Source organism: Streptomyces sp. NPDC002125 (genome assembly GCF_053593715.1).
The window spans coordinates 94465-111315 of the sequence record NZ_JBSFDD010000010.1; the positions used below are offsets into that span (position 1 = coordinate 94465).

Annotated in this window: 14 protein-coding genes; 5 read left to right on the forward strand and 9 right to left on the reverse strand. The window is 71.3% G+C overall.

What is annotated here, in order from left to right:
* Positions 1–8: 8 nt before the first annotated feature.
* The 5 genes from ACWCQM_RS19185 to ACWCQM_RS19205 form a co-directional block, all read right to left on the reverse strand.
* On the reverse strand, positions 9–983 hold the full coding sequence (locus ACWCQM_RS19185) for a zinc metalloprotease (protein ID WP_450916370.1): 975 nt from the start codon (positions 981–983) through the stop codon (positions 9–11).
* Positions 984–1265: 282 nt separating this feature from the next.
* Positions 1266–2933 carry an alkaline phosphatase D family protein gene (locus tag ACWCQM_RS19190; RefSeq protein WP_450916371.1) on the reverse strand — a complete coding sequence of 556 codons (1668 nt, stop codon included), beginning with the start codon at positions 2931–2933 and terminating at the stop codon, positions 1266–1268.
* Between the two features lie 155 nt (positions 2934–3088).
* Entirely contained in the window at positions 3089–3904 is an 816-nt protein-coding gene (locus ACWCQM_RS19195; protein ID WP_450916372.1) for a DsbA family protein, read from the reverse strand.
* A gap of 44 nt (positions 3905–3948) precedes the next feature.
* Positions 3949–4671 carry a hypothetical protein gene (locus ACWCQM_RS19200; protein WP_450916373.1) on the reverse strand — a complete coding sequence of 241 codons (723 nt, stop codon included), beginning with the start codon at positions 4669–4671 and terminating at the stop codon, positions 3949–3951.
* 57 nt (positions 4672–4728) lie between these two features.
* Complete coding sequence (locus ACWCQM_RS19205) at positions 4729–6054, reverse strand: DUF2252 domain-containing protein (protein ID WP_450916374.1); 1326 nt, start codon at positions 6052–6054, stop codon at positions 4729–4731.
* Positions 6055–6273: 219 nt separating this feature from the next.
* Here ACWCQM_RS19205 and dnaE point away from each other — a divergent pair, with 219 nt between their 5' ends.
* Entirely contained in the window at positions 6274–9813 is a 3540-nt protein-coding gene (dnaE, locus tag ACWCQM_RS19210) for a DNA polymerase III subunit alpha (protein ID WP_450916375.1), read from the forward strand.
* A 75-nt stretch (positions 9814–9888) separates the two neighbouring features.
* Here dnaE and ACWCQM_RS19215 read toward each other — a convergent pair whose 3' ends face one another.
* Positions 9889–10068 (reverse strand): hypothetical protein, encoded by a 180-nt coding sequence (locus tag ACWCQM_RS19215; protein ID WP_073747716.1) that lies wholly within the window; start codon positions 10066–10068, stop codon positions 9889–9891.
* 282 nt (positions 10069–10350) lie between these two features.
* Here ACWCQM_RS19215 and ACWCQM_RS19220 point away from each other — a divergent pair, with 282 nt between their 5' ends.
* The 4 genes from ACWCQM_RS19220 (at position 10351) to ACWCQM_RS19235 (ending at position 14382) form a co-directional block, all read left to right on the forward strand.
* Positions 10351–11610, forward strand: a complete 1260-nt coding sequence (locus ACWCQM_RS19220; RefSeq protein ID WP_450916376.1) for an NYN domain-containing protein — start codon at positions 10351–10353, stop codon at positions 11608–11610.
* Positions 11611–11716: 106 nt separating this feature from the next.
* Entirely contained in the window at positions 11717–12700 is a 984-nt protein-coding gene (locus ACWCQM_RS19225; protein ID WP_450916478.1) for an ABC transporter ATP-binding protein, read from the forward strand.
* A gap of 112 nt (positions 12701–12812) precedes the next feature.
* Positions 12813–13598 carry an ABC transporter permease gene (locus ACWCQM_RS19230; protein ID WP_450916479.1) on the forward strand — a complete coding sequence of 262 codons (786 nt, stop codon included), beginning with the start codon at positions 12813–12815 and terminating at the stop codon, positions 13596–13598.
* Between the two features lie 34 nt (positions 13599–13632).
* Entirely contained in the window at positions 13633–14382 is a 750-nt protein-coding gene (locus ACWCQM_RS19235; protein ID WP_450916377.1) for an ABC transporter permease, read from the forward strand.
* Between the two features lie 128 nt (positions 14383–14510).
* On the opposite strand, the gene ybaK is transcribed toward ACWCQM_RS19235, so the two are convergent.
* The 3 genes from ybaK to ACWCQM_RS19250 are packed head-to-tail and all read right to left on the reverse strand — an operon-like array spanning position 14511 to position 16850.
* The gene (gene ybaK, locus ACWCQM_RS19240; protein WP_450916378.1) at positions 14511–15011 is read right to left on the reverse strand and encodes a Cys-tRNA(Pro) deacylase; all 501 of its coding nucleotides are present in this window, start codon (positions 15009–15011) and stop codon (positions 14511–14513) included.
* A 16-nt stretch (positions 15012–15027) separates the two neighbouring features.
* A complete protein-coding gene (locus tag ACWCQM_RS19245; protein ID WP_450916379.1) occupies positions 15028–15804 on the reverse strand; it encodes an LON peptidase substrate-binding domain-containing protein in 777 nt (258 codons plus the stop codon).
* An 11-nt stretch (positions 15805–15815) separates the two neighbouring features.
* Positions 15816–16850 (reverse strand): hypothetical protein, encoded by a 1035-nt coding sequence (locus ACWCQM_RS19250; RefSeq protein WP_450916380.1) that lies wholly within the window; start codon positions 16848–16850, stop codon positions 15816–15818.
* Position 16851: the final 1 nt, after the last annotated feature.

The window sequence follows — 16851 nt, forward strand, 5'->3', positions numbered from 1 at the left end:
CTGCCGGATCAGCCCGCCCGGTAGGCGGTCCAGCTGTCGCTCATGCGCTGCACCTGGCCCGCGGTGAACTGGTACATGCACGCGTCGTACGTGTAGTCCATGAAGTTGTGGATGGGGTCCACACCGGTCTTGCTGGCGCAGGTGTCACGGCCGGTGGGGCACTCGTAGGCGGGGCTCTTCTCGGCCGGGGTGTCGGTGACGTAGTCGCCGTTGCCGTTACAGCCGCCCTGGAAGGTGTGGTACAGCCCCATCCAGTGGCCGACCTCGTGGGTGGCGGTGTCGCCCTCGTCGTAGTGGGTCGCCGCGCCGCCGGGCAGCGAGGTGTCGAGGACCACGACGCCGTCCATGGACGGGTTCGACTTGTAGGAGCTCGGGAAGGTGGCCCAACCGAGGAGGCCGCCGCCCAGGTTGGCGGTGTACACGTTGAGCGCGCCGGCGCCGCCCTTGCGCAGCGACGTCTTCATCGCCTTCTCGGCGGCCGATCCCGAGCTCAGGTTGTACCAGGAAGCGTTGTCCGTGTAGTCCGTGGCGGCGAGGGTGAAGCGGAAGCCGGAGTCGGTGTTCCCGGTGCCCTGGCCGCTGTAGGCGGCGTTGAGCACGGCGAGCTGGTTGCTGATCTGCGTGGCGGTGAGCTTGCCGGTCGTCCCGGAGTGGATCACGTGGAAGTAGACCGGGACGGTCGCTCCTGCGGCGAGTGCGGAGCCGGTCACTCTTCGGTCCGCCAGTCTCTGCCTCAGGTCCGCGTCCATGGCCTTGGCCTTGGCCGCGCTGACCTCGTTGGGCTCGGCGGCGTGGGCGGAGCCGCCGGGGTGGGCCTCACGGGCCGTCGCGCTCGTGGTGGTGTCGGCGCACTCCTCCGCGGACGCCGCGGAGGCGGCTCCCACGGGCGCGGTGGAGAGCGGGGTCAGGGCCAGGGTTCCGGCCAGAACGGCGACGGTCAGGGCGGGACGGCTCAGACGGGATATGCGGGAAAGAGCGCGCACGGTGACTCCTCGCGGACATGTGGGGGAGGTACTTCCTCACCCGCCGCCGGGAGATTACGTGGCCATGTCACGTTCGGAGGAGGATCGATCAGGCCCAATGATCGGGGTACGTAAGGGGCAATGGCGAAAAATTCTTTGGTGCGTCCCGAGGTTTGAGACGAGAACGTCATGCGGCGCGCTACTTTCACGGGTGATGTGTCCGCATTCGAAATCGCGGACACATCACGGACATGACGGCGTGTCACCGTGTTGACGGACCGGCGGGTGGCCGGAACCGCGCGGTCAGCGCACCGGGGCGTCGGCCCTCTCGGCCTTCTGGGTGCCGCTGAGCGTGCGGTAGGAGCGGACCCAGGCGGCCGTCGTGTTCCTGTCCGTCTTGTCGGACACCGCGTAGTAGTCCATCTGTGAGCGCTCCGCCGTCACATCGAGGACTCCGTAGCCGTGCGAGTCCATGTCGACCCATTTCACATGGCGGTTGGCGGCCTTGACCGCCGTCGCGGCGACCGCCGACACGGTCCCGGGTGCCACCCGAAGGATGTCGTCCAGATTGTCGGAGGTCACCGACGTCACCACGAACTCGACGGCCGCCGAAGCGGACAGCGGATACGTCGCCGCCTTCACCGGAACGTCGTTGGCCCACGCCATGTGGATGTCCCCCGTCAGGAACACGGTGTTGGTGACGGCCCGGTCCCGCAGATGGGCGATGAGCTCCTTGCGGTCGTCCGTGTATCCGTCCCACTGGTCGACGTTGACCGCCAGGCCCCCACCGGGCAGGCCCAGCAGCTCCGCTATCGGCGCCAGCAGATCGGCCGGGAGCGCGCCGAAGGCCACCGGCGAGATCATCACCGAGGTGCCCACCAGCTTCCAGGCGGCGTCCGACCCGGCCAGCCCGGCCTTCAGCCAGTCCAGCTGGGCCCGTCCGGTGACGGAGCGTTCCGGGTCGTCGACCTTGCCGCTGCCGATCGTGGCCTGTTCGGAGCGGAAGCTGCGCAGGTCGAGCAGGTGCAGATCCGCCAGGCTGCCGAAGCTCAGCCGCCGGTAGACGGTGCCCTCCGTGGAGGCGCGGACCGGCATCCACTCGAAGTAGGCCTGCTTCGCCGCGGCGACCCGTGCGGCCCAGTCGCCCTCGGCGCCGGGGGTGTGGTTCTCGGCGCCGCCCGACCAGGCGTCGTTGGCGAACTCGTGGTCGTCCCAGATCGCGATCACCGGATGCGCGGCGTGCAGGGCCTGGAGGTCGGCGTCCGTCCTGTACGTGGCGTGCCGCAGGCGGTAGTCGGCGAGGGTGGTGATCTCGTGGAGCGGGGCATGGGGACGTACGACGGTGTCCTGGGTCGGGTAACTGCCGGAGGCGTACTCGTAGATGTAGTCGCCCAGGTGGAGCACGGCGTCGAGATCGGCACGGGCCGCGAGATGGCGGTACGGGGAGAACCAGCCGGCCTCCCAGTTGGCGCAGGAGACCACGCCGAAGCGGATGCCGGGGACGGTGGTCCCGGCGGCGGGCGCCGTGCGGGTGCGGCCGACGGGGGAGACGACGCCGTGCCCGCCCTCCGGCCCGCCCGGCGGGGCCGCCATGAAGCGGAACCAGTACGTCGTCGCCGGGCGCAGTCCCCGGACGTCGGCCTTGACGGTGTGGTCGGTCTCGGCCCGTGCGACGGCCGTGCCCCGGGCGGTGACCCGGGTGAAGGCCTGGTCCTCGGCCACCTCCCAGACCACCCCCGTGGAGGCGCCGAGGCCCGAGCCGGGCACGGCGTCCGGGGTGGGGGTGACGCGGGTCCACAGGAGGATGCCGTCGGGCAGCGGGTCGCCGGAGGCGACGCCGTGCAGGAAGGCCGGGCCGTCGGCGGCACGGGCGCCGGTGGCGGCGAGCACCGGGGCGGCGACCGCGGTGGCGGCGGCGGCCTTCACGACGGTGCGGCGGCTGGGTGTGGCGGAGAGCTGTCGTCTGGTCACGGGCGATCACCCTACTGGCGGGTAAAGCGAACAGGCGGGCGAACCATGGAAGTTCGCCCGCCTGTCGGCCGGATGTCGCCAGAAGTTGCGCCCGCTGTCCCTGTCGGACCGTGAGTTCTCCCGCATGCGGGTACGGCCCGTCAGGCAGGCGTGTGTCAGCCCTTCAGCGCCTTGTCGATCGCCGTGTTGAAGTCCGCCACCGTCATCGGGGCGTTCTCGCTGCCCTCGGCGGTGAGCGTCTTGCCGTCCATCTTGAGGGTCGGCGTGCCCTGCACCCCGCTCTTGTCGAACGTCTCGGACATCTTCATCGCCCAGGCGTCGTACGTGCCGTCCTCGACGTCCTTCTGGAACGCCTTGTTGCCCTTCAGCGCGTCCACCGAGTCCGCCACGTCGAGCAGATAGCTGTCCTTGGCGAACTTGTCGTTCGTCTCCTCGGGGTGGTACTTCGCGGAGTAGAGCGCGGTCTTGTACTCGAGGAAGGCGTCCGGGCTCACGTTCAGCGCGGCGCCCAGCGCGCTGAGGGCGTTCTTCGAGCCCTCGCCGCTGTCCGAGTTGTCGATGAAGGTCGCGCCCACGTACTTGATCTTGTACTTGCCGGCGTCGACGTCCTTGGCCACCGTCTCGCCGACCGTCTGCTCGAACGTGGCGCAGATCGGGCAGCGCGAGTCCTCGTACAGCTCCAGGGTCTTCTTGGCGCTCGACTCGCCGATCACGACGGTCGTGCCGTCGTCGCCCGAGGTGTTCTTGGGGGCGGTGATGTTCTTCGCGTCCGCCGCGGCCTCCCAGGCGGAGGGCTTGTTCAGCTGCATCACGCCGTAGCTGACGCCTCCGGCGATCGCCAGCGCGGCGACGACCGAGACGCCGACGACGATCTGCTTGCGCGCCTTGTCCTTCTTGGCCTGGCGCTCGCGCTCCACGCGCAGCCGCTCACGGGCGGCGGACTTGTTGGCCTGGCTGTTGCGCTTGCTCATGGGGGTGCTCCGTAACGGGTTCAGGGGGGTTTCGTACCGCGTACTCAGGCAGAGGTGCGGGCCGAGCGCGGCGGGCCCCTGCGGCCCACGGAGTGCACGAGGAGACGGGCCGGGGCGAGCGGGTGCGGCCGTCCCGCGCCGCGGGCCCCGCCCGGCGTCCGCCGGAGGGGCGCCCCCACCACGGCGACCGCGGTGAGCAGCGGCCGGAACGCCAGGGCGGCGGCCGCGACCAGCAGCCCCGCGAGCGCAGACTCACCCCGCCGCAGCCAGGCGGCGGCGAGCAGGCCCACGGTCACGTGCGCGGCCAGCAGCAGCCACGGCACGGCCGGTCCGGGCGAGGCCAGCAGGGCCGCGGCGTGGTCGCCCGTGGCGGTCACCCCGGCCAGCGGTGTGCCGACCGCGGCCACGCCGGAGAGCCGGTCGGACGCACCGGCCTCGCCGCCGCAGAGCACATCGACGCCCACCGAGCGCAGCGGGCCCGCGATCGGCCCGCCCGCGGCCCCGTAACAGAGGTGCTGGCCGGTGGTGAACACGGTGTCGGCCGCCAGCTCCAGCGGAACCAGCAGTCCGGCGATCGCCCCGAAGCCGCGCTCCCGGCCCGCCAGCGCGAACGCCACGGCGAACACGGCGCCGGCCAGCAGCGCGATCGCCGTCAGCGGCAGCGGGACCCGGGAGAGCAGCACATGGGACGCGGAGGAGAGCGTGACGACGAGCGCGGTGAACAGCGCCGCGCGTACCGCTCTGATCTGCGTCCCTGATACGTCCATCGCCGGAGAGTGTGTCATGCGTACCCGTAAGCGGTCCCTAAGGAAGCGCGCGGGCCCCTACAGGCCGGGGATGCGGCCGTTGCGGAAGAGGTCCACGAAGATCTGGTGGTCGCGGCGGGCGCGGGCACCGTAGCTGTGGGCGAAGTCGACCAGCAGGTCGCCGAAGCCCTCCTCGTCGGCCGCGATGGCCGCGTCGATCGCGCGCTCGGTGGAGAACGGCACCAGCGAGTGCCCGCTCTCGTCGTCCGCCGCCGAGTGCATCGTCGCCGTCGCCCGGCCGAGGTCGGCGACGACCGCCGCGATCTCCTCCGGCTCGTCGATGTCGGACCAGTCGAGGTCGACCGCGTACGGAGAGACCTCGGCGACCAGCTGCCCGGACCCGTCCAGCTCGGTCCAGCCCAGCCACGGGTCGGCGTGCGCCTGGAGCGCGCGCTGGGAGATCACCGTGCGGTGCCCCTCGTGCTGGAAGTAGTCCCGCACGGAGGCGTCGGTCACGTGCCGGGAGACCGCGGGGGTCTGCGCCTGCTTGAGATAGATCACGACATCGTTCTCCAGGGCGTCGCTGTTGCCCTCCAGAAGGATGTTGTACGAGGGCAGGCCCGCCGACCCGATGCCGATGCCCCGGCGGCCGACGACGTCCTTCACCCGGTACGAGTCGGGCCGGGCCAGGCTCGACTCGGGCAGCGTCTCCAGATAGCCGTCGAAGGCGGCCAGCACCTTGTAGCGCGTGGCGGCGTCCAGGTCGATCGCGCCGCCGCCCGCGGTGAAACGGCGCTCGAAGTCCCGGATCTCCGTCATCGAGTCCAGCAGCCCGAACCGTGTCAGGGACCGGGCGTCGCGCAGCGCGCCGAGCAGCGGGCCGTCGGCGGTGTCCAGGGTGAAGGGCGGCACCTCGTCGTTCTTGGCGCCGGTCGCCAGGGCGTGGATCCGCTCCCGGTACGCGGCGGCGTAGACCTGGACGAGCTCGGTGATCTGGTCGTCGCTCAGGGCCTTGGCGTAACCGATCAGAGCCACGGAGGCGGCGAAGCGCTTGAGGTCCCAGGTGAACGGGCCCACATAGGCCTCGTCGAAGTCGTTGACGTTGAACACGAGCCGGCCGTTGGCGTCCATGTACGTGCCGAAGTTCTCGGCGTGCAGATCGCCGTGGATCCACACCCGGCTCGTCCGCTCGTCGAGATAGGCGCCGGTGTGCTGCTCACGGTCGAGGTCGGCGTAGAAGAGACCCGCCGAGCCCCGGTAGAACGCGAAGGCCGAGCCCGCCATCTTGCGGAACTTGACCCGGAACGCTGCGGGGTCGGCAGCCAGGAGCTGACCGAAAGCGGTGTCGAAAACGGCGAGAATCTGCTCCCCGCGCTGCTCTGCGCCGGTGTGCGTGTCCGACATCGCTGGGTGCCTCCTGGTACATGGCGTTCATGACAAAAGGGACGGGCGTCCCTCGTCTTCCAACGCGCGACCGTACCCCGGAGTGCCCGACGCCGGTCACCTCGGAGACGTAGACTTCCACGTCGTCCCCCCAAGCCGTCATCTCCCGTCCGTCGCCCGATCACCACCCCTCAGCGAGGCGCTCCGCGCCGCCCTGAAGACCTCCGGAGGCACAGCGCCGTGAGCAAGCCGCCATTCACGCACCTGCACGTCCACACCCAGTACTCGCTGCTGGACGGTGCCGCGCGGCTCAAGGACATGTTCGAGGCGTGCAACGACATGGGGATGTCGCACATCGCCATGACCGACCACGGCAACCTGCACGGGGCGTACGACTTCTTCCACTCGGCGAAGAAGGCCGGGGTGACGCCGATCATCGGGATCGAGGCCTATGTCGCGCCCGAGTCGCGCAAGCACAAGCGCAAGATCCAGTGGGGCCAGCCGCACCAGAAGCGGGACGACGTCTCGGGTTCCGGTGGTTACACCCACAAGACGATCTGGGCGGCCAACAGCACCGGGCTGCACAACCTCTTCAAGCTGTCCTCCGACGCCTACGCCGAGGGCTGGCTGCAGAAGTGGCCGCGGATGGACAAGGAGACCATCTCCCAGTGGTCCGAGGGCCTGATCGCCTCCACCGGGTGCCCCTCCGGCGAGGTGCAGACCCGGCTCAGGCTCGGGCAGTTCGACGAGGCGGTCCAGGCCGCGTCCGACTACAAGGACATCTTCGGCGAGGGCAAGTACTTCCTGGAGCTGATGGACCACGGCATCGAGATCGAGCGCCGGGTCCGTGACGGGCTCCTGGAGATCGGCCGGAAGCTGGACATCCCGCCGCTCGTGACGAACGACTCGCACTACACCTACGCCAACGAGGCGACCGCGCACGACGCCCTGCTCTGCATCCAGACCGGCAAGAACCTCTCCGACCCGGACCGCTTCCGCTTCGACGGCACGGGCTACTACCTCAAGACGACGGAGGAGATGTACGGCGTCGACTCCTCCGACGCCTGGCAGGAGGGCTGCGCCAACACCCTCCTGGTCGCGCAGCAGATCGACACCGCCGGCATGTTCGAGAAGCGCGACCTCATGCCGAAGTTCGAGATCCCGGACGGCTTCACCGAGGTCACCTGGTTCCAGGAGGAGGTCCGGGTCGGCATGGGCCGCCGCTACCCCGGCGGTGTCCCCGAGGACCGGCAGAAGCAGGCCGAGTACGAGATGGACATCATCATCCAGATGGGGTTCCCGGGGTACTTCCTCGTCGTCGCCGACTTCATCATGTGGGCCAAGAACAACGGCATCGCGGTGGGACCCGGCCGAGGTTCGGCCGCCGGCTCGATCGTCGCGTACGCCATGGGCATCACCGACCTCGACCCGATCACCCACGGGCTGATCTTCGAGCGCTTCCTCAACCCCGAGCGCGTCTCCATGCCCGATGTCGACATCGACTTCGACGAGCGCAGGCGCGTCGAGGTGATCCGCTACGTCACCGAGAAGTACGGCGCCGACAAGGTCGCCATGATCGGCACCTACGGCAAGATCAAGGCCAAGAACGCGATCAAGGACTCGGCGCGCGTCCTGGGCTACCCGTACGCGATGGGTGACCGCCTCACCAAGGCCATGCCCGCCGACGTCCTCGGCAAGGGCATCGACCTCAACGGCATCACCGACCCGAAGCACCCGCGCTACAGCGAGGCGGGCGAGATCCGGGGGATGTACGAGAACGAGCCGGACGTCAAGAAGGTGATCGACACCGCGAAGGGCGTGGAGGGCCTCGTCCGGCAGATGGGCGTGCACGCGGCCGGCGTGATCATGTCCAGCGAGCCCATCGTCGACCACGCGCCGATCTGGGTGCGGCACACCGACGGTGTGACGATCACGCAGTGGGACTACCCCCAGTGCGAGTCGCTCGGCCTGCTCAAGATGGACTTCCTGGGTCTGCGCAACCTGACGATCATGGACGACGCCATCAAGATGGTGAAGGCCAACAAGGGCGTCGACCTGGAGATGCTCGCCCTGCCGCTGGACGACCCCAAGACGTACGAGCTGCTCTGCCGCGGTGACACGCTCGGCGTGTTCCAGTTCGACGGCGGCCCCATGCGCTCGCTCCTGCGCCAGATGCAGCCTGACAACTTCGAGGACATCTCCGCCGTCTCGGCCCTCTACCGGCCGGGCCCGATGGGCATGAACTCGCACACGAACTACGCCGAGCGCAAGAACGGCCGCCAGGAGATCACCCCGATCCACCCGGAGCTGGAGGAGCCGCTCAAGGAGACGCTGGGCCTGACCTACGGCCTCATCGTCTACCAGGAGCAGGTCCAGAAGGCCGCCCAGATCATCGCCGGGTACTCCCTCGGCGAGGCCGACATCCTGCGCCGCGTGATGGGCAAGAAGAAGCCCGAGGAGCTGGCGAAGAACTTCGTCCTCTTCCAGGCCGGCGCCAAGAAGAACGGCTATTCGGACCAGGCGATCCAGGCGCTCTGGGACGTCCTGGTGCCCTTCGCGGGCTACGCCTTCAACAAGGCGCACTCGTCCGCGTACGGCCTGGTCACCTACTGGACGGCCTACCTCAAGGCGAACTACCCCGCCGAGTACATGGCGGCCCTGCTGACCTCCGTCAAGGACGACAAGGACAAGTCGGCGGTCTACCTCAACGAGTGCCGGCGCATGGGCATCAAGGTGCTCCCGCCGAACGTCAACGAGTCCGAGTCGAACTTCGCCGCCCAGGGCGACGACGTGATCCTCTTCGGCCTGACCGCCGTCCGCAACGTCGGACAGAACGTCGTCGACTCGATCATCCGGTGCCGCAAGGCCAAGGGGAAGTACTCCACGTTCCCCGACTTCCTCGACAAGGTCGAAGCGGTCGTCTGCAACAAGCGCACCATCGAGTCGCTGATCAAGGCCGGCGCCTTCGACGAGATGGGCCACACCCGCAAGGGGCTCGTCGCCCACCACGAGCCGATGATCGACAACGTGGTCCAGGTCAAGCGCAAGGAGGCCGAGGGACAGTTCGACCTCTTCGGCGGCATGGGCGACGAGGCGAGCGACGAGCCGGGCTTCGGTCTCGACGTGGAGTTCTCCGACATCGAGTGGGAGAAGTCCTATCTGCTCGCGCAGGAGCGCGAGATGCTCGGCCTGTACGTCTCCGACCACCCGCTCTTCGGGCTGGAGCACGTCCTGTCCGACAAGTCGGACGCCGCGATCTCCCAGCTCACCGGCGGTGAGCACTCCGACGGCGCGATCGTCACCGTCGGCGGCATCATCTCCGGCCTTCAGCGCAAGATGACCAAGCAGGGCAACGCCTGGGCCATCGCGACCGTCGAGGACCTCGCGGGCTCCATCGAATGCATGTTCTTCCCGGCGACCTACCAGCTGGTCTCCACCCAGCTCGTCGAGGACACCGTCGTCTTCGTCAAGGGACGCCTCGACAAGCGCGAGGACGTGCCGCGCCTGGTCGCCATGGAGATGCAGGTCCCCGACATCTCCAACGCCGGGTCCAACGCGCCCGTCGTCCTGACCATCCCCACGGTCAGGGTCACCCCGCCCATGGTCAGCAGGCTCGGTGAGGTGCTGAACAACCACCGGGGCGACACCGAGGTGCGCATCAGGCTCCAGGGCCCGCGCAAGACCACCGTGCTCCGGCTCGACCGGCACCGCGTCAAGCCCGACCCCGCCCTCTTCGGCGACCTGAAGGTGCTGCTCGGCCCGTCCTGCCTGGCCGGCTGACCGGCCCGGGTACAGCGAGAGGGGCGCCCCGCCATCGGCGGGGCGCCCCTCTCGGCCTGTCGGCCCTACGGACCGTCAGTTGTGGCCGAAGCGCTTCTGGTGCTTGCGGGCGACATCGGACGGGCTGCCCTGAGCCTGGGACTGCGCCTGGGTCTGCGACTCGTAGGCCGTGGACTTGGCCTCCTCGGCGCCTCGCTCCGCGGCGGACGCGCGGTCGTGCTGGCTGCCCTGCTTGCGATTCTTGTTCTTCGCCATGGTGCTACCTCCTGTGGGAGATCCGGGGGGTCCAGAACCGCTGTCAGACTCACATATCACCACAAAGGCCGCATGTTGGATCATTACCCAGTGTAGTAGGGGAGGTATGATGCGCCGTTTTCCGGATCCGCCACGCCGATGATCGAGTTCCGGACCTTAACGACCCTGCCGTCGGGCAGACTCGAAGGAAACCCTGAGTGAGCGAACCCGGACACCCCGGGTGAGCGTGCCCACCCCCCATGTCCGGGCCCGCTGACTCCGCTCCCGATCTCCTGGAAGAGGGTGGAACGCGTGGACCGTTGCGTCGTCCTGGTGGACGCCGGCTACCTGCTGGGCGCAGCCGCGAGTCTGCTGGCCGGAGAGCCCGCCCGTTCCCGCATCACCGTCGACCACACGGCCCTGATCCAGGGCCTGCGCGAGCGCGCCGAGGCCGACACGGAACAGCCCCTGCTGCGCATCTACTGGTTCGACGGCGCCCCCGACCGCGTACCGCAGCCCGAGCACCGCAGGCTGCGGGTCATGCCGCGGGTCACGGTTCGGCTGGGCGCGCTCACCCGCAGTGACGGACGGTGGGCGCAGAAGGGCGTCGACGCGGCCATGCACGCGGAGCTGACCGAGCTGGCCAGGAACCGCGCCTGCTCCGACGTGGTGCTCGTGACCGGTGACGGCGATCTGCTCCCCGGCCTCATGTCCGCCAAGGAACACGGAGTCGCCGTCCACCTCTGGGCGGTCCAGGCCGCCGACGGGGACTACAACCAGTCCGAGGACCTCGTCGCCGAGGCCGACGAGCGGCGGGTGCTCGACCGGGCCTGGATCACCAAGGCCGTACGCGCCAAGGAGACCGGCGGCGTGTGCGCGCCCGCGCCCGTCCCGCGCCCCGAGATCGCCGCGATCCTCTCCGCGCCCCTGCCGGAGGCGGCCCTCGCCGCCTCCGCCGAGCGGGCGTCGGAGGCCCAGGCCGCCGCGGCCCGCAACGGCACCGCGGCACCGGCCGGCGACACCGCGCCGCATCCCCAGCCCGCGCCGGGACACAAGGGCGTCCCCACCCCCAAGGACCTGGCGAGCCTGCGCGCGCCCGGGGACCGGACGGCGCAGCCCTCCGCCCCGCAGCCCGCCCCCAACGCCACCCTGCGCTGGTCGTCCGACAAGGGCTGGGTGGAGCGCGGCGGGCCGCTCGGCGAACCCGCCGAGACCGCGTCCCTGCCGACCCTGGCCCAGCTCACCAGCGCCGAGCAGCGCTGGGCGGACCGGGAGGAGGACATCACCACCGTCGGCGGTGACCCCTTCGAGGTCGGCCAGGTCTTCGCCCGGCGCTGGATGGAACGGCTCCCGGAGACCGTCCACCTGCAGAAACTGTCCACGATGTACCCCCGCATCCCGCACCGCATCGACGGGGAACTGCTGAGGTACGCGGCGCGCTTCGGGCTGCTCGCACACAAGGACGACCAGATCGACGAGCACGACCGCTATGCCATCCGGGCGGGCTTCTGGCGCGAGATCGATGTACGGGCCGCCGCCGAGCACGCCCCCGTGGGGGAGTGAGCGGGGCGCCACTGCCATGCCCCGGACGCAATACGGGGCATCCGACCCCGTACTCTCATACCTCGTGAGTACGGGCACAGCACAGGCACAGACCGGGACCGGGACCGTGTGCGCGGTGCGTGATCTGGTCAAGACCTACCCCGCCGTCCGCGGCCGACGCGGCCGGGCCGCCACCCCCGAGGTGCGCGCCACCGACGGGGTCGGCCTCGACGTCCGGCGCGGCGAGATCTTCGGGCTGCTCGGACCCAACGGCGCGGGCAAGTCCACGCTCGTGCGCCAGCTCACCGGGCTCATGCGCCCCGACTCCGGAAGCGTCGAGGTGCTGGGGCACGATCTCGTGCGCCACCCCGAGCGGGCCTCCCGGCTCATCGGCTACCTCGGCCAGGAGTCCACCGCCCTCGACGAACTGACCGTGTCGCTCGCCGCCGAGACCACCGGGCGGCTCAGGGGCCTGCCGGTACGGGAGGCGCGGGCGGCGCGCGACGAGGTGCTGGAGGAGCTGGGACTCACCGCGCTCGCGGGACGCCCGCTGAAGAAGCTGTCCGGCGGGCAGCGGCGGCTCGCCTGCTTCGCCGCCGCGCTGGTCGGCGAGCGCCCCCTGCTGGTGCTGGACGAGCCGACGACCGGGATGGACCCCGTCGCCCGTCGCTCCGTCTGGTCCGCCGTCGACCGGCGGCGCGCCGAGCACGGGGCGACGGTGCTGCTGGTGACCCACAACGTCATCGAGGCCGAGACCGTCCTGGACCGGGTCGCCGTGATGGAACGCGGCAAGGTCATCGCCTGCGACACCCCCTCCGGCCTCAAGGAACGCGTCGCCGGAGAGGTCCGGGTCGAGCTGGTGTGGCGCGAGCGCGCGCCGCTGGACGTCCCCGAGGTCGCCGCGCTGCGCGCCTCCGCACAGGAGTCGGGGCGCCGGTGGGTGCTGCGGCTCTGCCCGGACGAGGCGCGGGCCGCGGTCGCGGCGGTGACCGGCGGGGCGGCGTTCTCCTCGCTGGACGACTTCACGCTGGCGACGCCCAGCCTGGAGGACGTCTATCTGGCGCTCGGCGGGGACGCGGCCAGGGCCACCGAGGGACTGGTGAAGGCGTGATCATGACGGTGGACGTGACCATGTACGTGTCGGACGGGAGCTGTGCCAGGTGACGAGCGTCGTTCCCACGGAGTCCGCGAAGGCCACCGGCGCGAAGCCGCGGACCCCCGCGGTGCGCACCGGTCCTCCCGCCCGCACCGCCCCCGCCCCGCTCGCGCCCCGGGCCAGGCTCCTGCCGTCGCTCGCCGCCGTGTACCGGGCGCAGCTGTCACGGGCGCGGGTCGCGCGGATTCCGCTGCTGTTCGTCGCGACCTTCCAGTCCGTCGGGATCATGGTCCTGATGCGCGGGGTCGTCGACGGCGGTGAGGAGGCGCGGGCCGTCGTCGCCGGGTCCAGCGTGCTGGTCGTGGCCTTCGTCGCGCTCAATCTGCTCGCCCAGTACTTCGGCCAGCTCAGGGCCGGCGGCGGGCTCGACCACTACGCCACGCTTCCGGTGCCGCCGGCCGCCGTGGTGCTGGGGGCGGCGGGTGCGTACGCCTCGTTCACCGTGCCCGGCACCATCGTCACCGCGGTGGCGGGCAGCGCGCTCTTCGGCCTGCCGATGACCCATCTCTGGGTGCTCGTCGCGGTCATCCCGCTCTCCGGAGCCGCGCTCTCCGGGCTGGGCGCCGCGCTCGGTCTGCTGGCGCCGCGCCAGGAGCTGGCGACGCTCCTCGGACAGCTGGGCATGTCGGCCGCCCTGCTGCTGGGCGTGCTCCCGGCCGAGCGGCTGCCCGGCCCCGTCGGCTGGGCGCGCGATCTGCTCCCCTCCACGTACGGAGTCGAGGCCCTGTCCCGGTCCTTCGACGCCCACCCCGACTGGGCGGTCGTCGCCCTCGACCTCGCGGTGTGCGCGGCGGTCGGTGTGCTCTCGCTGGCCGTCGCCACCTGGGCGTACCGCCGTGCGGCGGTCCGGTGAGGCGGTACGAGGGCACGCCTGGCACGATGGCACCGTGACCGCACCGTTGACGCCGCCGCACCAGCCCCAGCCGAACGATCCGTGGCAGGTCCCGCCCTCCGGGTCGCACGCTCTGCCCGGGGAGCAGCCGGGCCGGGCCGAGCGGCGCGCGGAGATCCGCGAAGCCGCGGTGATCACCGGACTGCTGACGGTGGCGGGGATCGGCCTCGGGCTTCTCTGGCTGCTGCTGGCACCGAGGGTGCCGCTCGTCTCCGACGACACCGCGGTCTTCCTCAAGAACAGCGAGGGCGAGGAGGCGATCGGGGCGGACGGCACGTTCGTTCTGCTCGCGCTGGCCTTCGGCCTGGTCTCGGCGGTCGTCGTCTTCCTCTTCCGCCGCCGCGGGGGCATCCCCCTGGTGGTCGCACTCGCCGTGGGCGGGCTGCTCGGCTCCCTGCTTGCGTGGGGGATCGGCACCTGGCTCGGGCCCACGTCCGATGTGGTGGCCCACGCCAAGGAGGTCGGCAAGGGGGTCACGTTCGACGCGCCGCTGGAACTGCACGCGGTGGGCGCGGGGATGCTCTCCTGGCCGGTCGCCGCGATGATCGTGCACCTGGGCCTGACGGCGTTGTTCGGGCCGCGGGACCCTGAGCCGGAGTGGGGGGCGTACGGGGCGTCCTACGGGTCCGGGTCCTCGGACGCCTCCGCGGCCGGGTCCCCCGGGGCTGAGCCGGAGTCGGCGTTCGGGCCCGGGCCGGTGGGCGAGGACGGCAAGCGCGCGGGGGAGTGGCCGGAGCGGTCGTAGGGCGGGGCGCCCGCGGCGGGCCTGTTCTCCTGCCCGTGCGGGCGGGGCGCCCGCGGCGGGCCTGTTCGCCTGCCCGTGAGCGGGCCCCGGGCCTCAAGCGCCTGACGGGCTGAATGGGCTACGCCCGGTCAGGCCCGGCCGATCGGGGCGACCGTCGCCGTGGTCAGGGTCGTCAGGTCCCCGGGGGACAGCTCGACCTCCAGGCCCCGGCGGCCCGCCGACACGCAGATCGTGGCGTGCGCTCCGGCCGACGCGTCCAGCACCGTACGCAGCCGCTTGCGCTGGCCCAGCGGGGAGATTCCGCCCCGTACATAGCCCGTGGTGCGTTCCGCCGCCGCCGGGTCCGCCATCGTGGCGCGCTTGCCGCCCACCGCCGATGCCAGTGCCTTCAGGTCCAGTGATCCCGCCACCGGGACCACGGCGACGACCAGTTCGCCGTCGACCTCGGCCACCAGGGTCTTGAAGACCCGGTCGGGGGAGACGCCCAGGGCCTGGGCGGCCTCCTCGCCGTAGGACGCCGAGGCCGGGTCGTGCTCGTAGGAGTGGACCGTGAACGCGGTGCCCGCCGTGGTCAGTGCGACCGTGGCCGGGGTGCCGCCGGGCTGCTGCTTCCTGGACTTCTTCGCCACCTGGCAGGTCCTCGGGTCAGTTGGGGTGCGTGGGGGCGCGGGTCAGGTCGATCGCCGGCAGCGACGGCAGGTGCCGGATCACCGCGGTCTCCTTGCGCAGCAGCGCGAGCTCCTCGCGCAGCCGGGTCGCGGTGTCGGGGGCCTGGAGCAGCCGCTGCTTCGACGGGACGTCGAGAACCGCGGCGGCGGCCACCAGGTACGAGATCACGGACGGGTCGTCCGGCAGGTCCGAACCCGTCATCAGGGAGCGCTCGCTCGCCCCGGCCAGCCGCTTCTGGTAGCTGCGGAAGGCCCGCAGGACGCCCTCGGCGAGGGCTCCCGCCTCGTCCGGGGGCGCGGCCTCGCCCTCGGCGCTGCCCGGGTCCTCGGAGAGTTCCTCGACCTCGGCCGTCAGGAACGGGCCGCTCGCGTCGACCGAGAGCAGCCGGACGCGTGTGGTGCCCGTCGCCAGGACCTCGTAGCTGCCGTCGGCGCGCTCACGGATCTTTGCCGCGTCCGCGACGCAGCCGACCCGGTGGAAGGTCTGGATCGGATCGGGCCCGAAACCGTCGGCCGGGGCACGCTCGGCGGGGGGTGCCGCGGCGACCGTGCCCGGCATCCCGGTGGCCGTCGGAGCGGTCTCGCGGCCGTCGCGGATCGCGACCACCACGAAGCGGCGCGGTTCGTCCTCGTCGATCTCGAGCAGCTCGCGCATCATGGCGCGATAGCGCTCCTCGTAGACGTTGAGAGGCAGCACGAGGCCGGGGAACAGCACCGCGTTCAGCGGGAAGAGTGGCAGGCGAGCGGTGGTCACAACGGCCAAGCCTAATGGCCCCGGCGCCCGCTGTGTTCCGGCCTGCCGCGCAACGGTGTGGAAGAGGCCACCCGGAGCCTGGCCACCGCCCGCGCTTCGAGGAATCCGCCGAGCGGCTCCCCGGTCACGTACGCCCACGGGAAGGAGGTGGCGTACGGCCCGATCAGCCGGAACTGCTCCAGGGCGTCGGCCGGGCGGCCCCGCGCGACCAGGACGTAGGCGAGCAGATTGCGGACCTCCGCCGGCCAGGCATCACCGGCCGGGAATCCGGCCGAGAGCCTGATCGCGAGATCGGCCGCGCGGTCGATCCGGTCCGCCTGCACGGAGGTCATCCGCGCGGCGGCCTTCTCGTCCCGCAGCAGGGCGAAGGCCGCCCGTACCGGCAGGGCCTGCACCAGGGAGTCCCTCGCCGCGTCCTCGGCCGCCCGCTCGGCGAAGTCGAAGCACTCGCGGTGGGAGCCGTACCACTGGGCCGAGAGGTAACGGAGCGCGGCGACATGGCTGCCGTAGTGGTGGGCCGAGCGGCGCACGGCCTGTTCCCACAGCGACTCGAACATCGTGTGCGAGGCGTGGGTGCCGCGGGCGTGTTCGAGTGCGAGCCGCCAGGGCACCGGGTCGCGGGGATCGGCCTCGGCGGCCGCCGAGATCAGCGGACCGACCTCGCGCAGCAGCTCGGCGTGGGCCGGTGACTCCCATGCCCGGCGCACCGCCAGTCCCGCCTTGACGAGCAGGGCGTCCGGATCGCGCGGTGAGGCGGCCAGCCAGCCGGTGAGCCAGCCGTCCCGGCTGCGGGCGAAGGCGACCAGCCGGGCCAGGCTGCGGTCGCGGGTCTCCCAGTCGGCGGCGTCCCGGGTGGTGGCCAGGAGCTTGGCGGCCGGTTCGAACTCTCCGAGGGCCGCCGCGACCAGCGCCGGGGCGAGCCGTTCGTCCGGGGCGTCGAGCAGCACCGCGTCGTCCGCCGGCAGCCCGGAGGACAGCCCGGGGCCGTACCGGAACGTGCGCGCGGACGTCAGCAGTGCACGGAGGAAAGCCATGGTGCAGACCATT